Raw genomic sequence first — 2,425 nt, forward strand, 5'->3', positions numbered from 1 at the left:
CTGCCGGACAGCGCGCGGGCGAACACCTCGCGCACGTCCTGCGCCGAGGCGGCCTGCAGGCGCGCGAGCCACTCGCGGCTGTCGCGCAGCTGGCCGAAGGTGAACACGTCCTGCACCGCCGATTCGATGCGGCGCGACGGCTGGTCGAGCGCGCGCAGCGTGCGCACCGCGATCTGGTTGCGGGCGCGCTCGAGGCCGACGGCGTCGCTGCCGTCGGCATGGCGGCGCAGCAGCTGGGCGACGGCGTCGAGGAATTCGTCGGCCTGGGCCGGGGCGGTGGCGGCCTCGATGACGAACTGGCCGGCCGACGGAAGGATGTCGGCCGAGCACGACGCGAAGTAGGCCAGGCTGCGGCGCTCGCGGATCTCGTCGAGCAGCGGCGAGCTCATGCCTTCGCCGAGCAGCGCAGCGGCGAGCACGCTGTTGACGTGCGAGTCGTCGGCGAGCGCCGGCGCCGCGAAGCCGAGTACCGTGTGGCATTGCGCGCTGCCCGACATGCGGCGCAGCTTCAGGCCGCCGCGCCAGTCGGGCTGCGGCACCGCGTTCGCCGCGCCGGGGGGCATGGCACCGAACGCGGACTCGACGGCGCGCACGAAGGGGTCGACGTCGACCGGTCCGGCCGCGGCGACGATCACGTTGGCGGCGGTGTACTGGCGCTGCACGTAGGACAGCAGGTCGTCACGGCTGAAGCGCTTCAGGTTGGCGCGGTTGCCGATCACCGGCTGGCCGGCCGGGTGCATGCCGTAGCAGGCGCGGTCGAACATCTGGAAGGCCATCGCGGCCGGGTCTTCCTCGAACTCGGTGAACTCGTGCTCGATGACCTGGCGCTCGCGCTCGAGCTCGTCGGCCGGGAAGGTGCTGTGCAGCACGATGTCGGCGAGCAGGGCGACGAAGGCCGGCAGGTCGTGCGGCAGGCCTTCGATGTGGAACGCGGTGTGGTCCTTGTCGGTGTGGGCGTTGACCTCGGCGCCGAGGCGTTCGGCATCGAGGTTGATGCGCTGGCAGTCGCGCGACTGCGTGCCCTTGAAGGCCATGTGCTCGACGACGTGGCTGATGCCGTTGAGCTGCCGCGATTCATGCAGGCTGCCGGTGCGGATGAAGATGCTCAGGCTGACCGTCTGGCGCCACGGCATCGGGATCGCGATGGCGCGCAGGCCGTTGGGCAGGGTGGCGAGCTGGGGGCTGGGGGCGGTGGGGTTCAATTGCTGAGCCGATGTGGCAGGTCGAAAGTCCACATCATGCATGCATCGAAAGGCCTTCGATGCATCCCGTCAACCCAGGTGCACCGCCAGCTGATCGAACGTGCCGCCATACCCCTGCTCCAGCGACGGCTGCAGTTCGTCGAAGAACCGGCGCTCGGCCGCTTCCTCGCCGAACGGGCTGGCCTTCAGCCGCACGGTGGTGATGCCGCCCTGCTCCGAGAACGTCACCGCGTTCTCGATCTCCATCGGGCAGTGCTCGCTGAACGGCGCGCGCGCGATGCCGCCGTGCGCGTTGGCGAACGAGTTCAGCCACACCAGCCGCTCGCCGGTGACGATCTCGCGGTAGTTGAATCGCCCCCACATCGTCGGTGCGCCGTCGAAATGCATCGCGTAGTGGAAGAAGCCGCCGGGCTGGAATTCGAAGCGGCGCACCTCGATCGTGCAGCCCTTCGGGCCCCACCACTTCTGCAGTTGCGCCTGCTCGCTCCAGGCCTTCCAGACCACCGCGCGCGGCTGGCGGAACTCGCGGGTGATGACGAAACTCGTCGGATCAGGGTTTGCGGACATGGCGTTTTCCTTTCGGTATCGGTTTGGAGGTGGATTGCAGGAAGGCATCGAGTCGGTCGAAGCTGTCTTCCCACAGCGCGCGGTACGGGGCGACCCATTGCGCCACGTCCTGCAGCCGCGCCGCCTCGAGCCGGCACGGCCGCGTCTGCGCGGCACGGCTGCGCGAGATCAGCCCGGCACGCTCCAGCACCTTCAGGTGCTTCGAGATCGCCGGCTGCGACAGCGCGAACGGCTCGGCCAGTTGGTTGACCGTCGCCTCGCCGCTTGCCAACCGCGCCAGCATCGCCCGGCGGGTCGGATCGGCCAGCGCGGCAAAGGTCAGGTCGAGGGGATCGGAAACCGTCGCGGAGTCCATCACATAGCCTTCTCTTTATATAACCTTATGGCAATATAAAGAGCGTTCCGGCGCCTGTCAACCCGGCATGCGCCGGGCAGGTTCAGCGCAAGGCGTTCGCCATCACCGACAGCGCATTGAGGCTGCGGATGGCCTCATGCACCGTGCCGCACACGACCGAGATCGTCTCTGCATCCTCGCGCTGCACGGCTGGCCACAGCGCGAACGCATCGGCCAGCGCCGGCGTCTGGCATTGCACACGCAGCGTCGGCGCGGCGGGCAGTCGCCACGGCGCACGCGGCGCAGCGGCCACGCCCTGCAC

At 69.2% G+C, this 2,425-nt stretch carries 4 protein-coding genes; all 4 read right to left on the minus strand.

Features of this window, described 5'->3' with window-relative positions; genetic code table 11:
* On the minus strand, window positions 1-1,202 hold a 1,202-nt coding region (locus AC1D1T_RS31835), incomplete at its 3' end, for a M16 family metallopeptidase (protein WP_477993363.1).
* Window positions 1,203-1,271: 69 nt separating this feature from the next.
* Window positions 1,272-1,769 carry an SRPBCC family protein gene (locus AC1D1T_RS31840; RefSeq protein ID WP_477993364.1) on the minus strand — a complete coding sequence of 166 codons (498 nt, stop codon included), beginning with the start codon at window positions 1,767-1,769 and terminating at the stop codon, window positions 1,272-1,274.
* A complete protein-coding gene (locus AC1D1T_RS31845) occupies window positions 1,753-2,124 on the minus strand; it encodes an ArsR/SmtB family transcription factor (protein WP_477829608.1) in 372 nt (123 codons plus the stop codon). The genes AC1D1T_RS31840 and AC1D1T_RS31845 overlap by 17 nt, the downstream gene beginning before the upstream one ends.
* 82 nt (window positions 2,125-2,206) lie before the next feature.
* Window positions 2,207-2,425: M55 family metallopeptidase (locus AC1D1T_RS31850; protein ID WP_477993366.1), on the minus strand; the 219-nt coding region annotated here is incomplete at its 5' end.

The sequence above is a fragment of the Rhizobacter sp. P2_H3 genome (genome assembly GCF_056403355.1).

Excerpts from the sequence above, each read along its gene's own strand:
- AC1D1T_RS31845 (WP_477829608.1), bottom strand. The coding sequence starts at position 2,124 with ATGGACTCCGCGACGGTTTCCGATCCCCTCGACCTGACCTTTGCCGCG.
- AC1D1T_RS31840 (WP_477993364.1), bottom strand. The coding sequence starts at position 1,769 with ATGTCCGCAAACCCTGATCCGACGAGTTTCGTCATCACCCGCGAGTTC.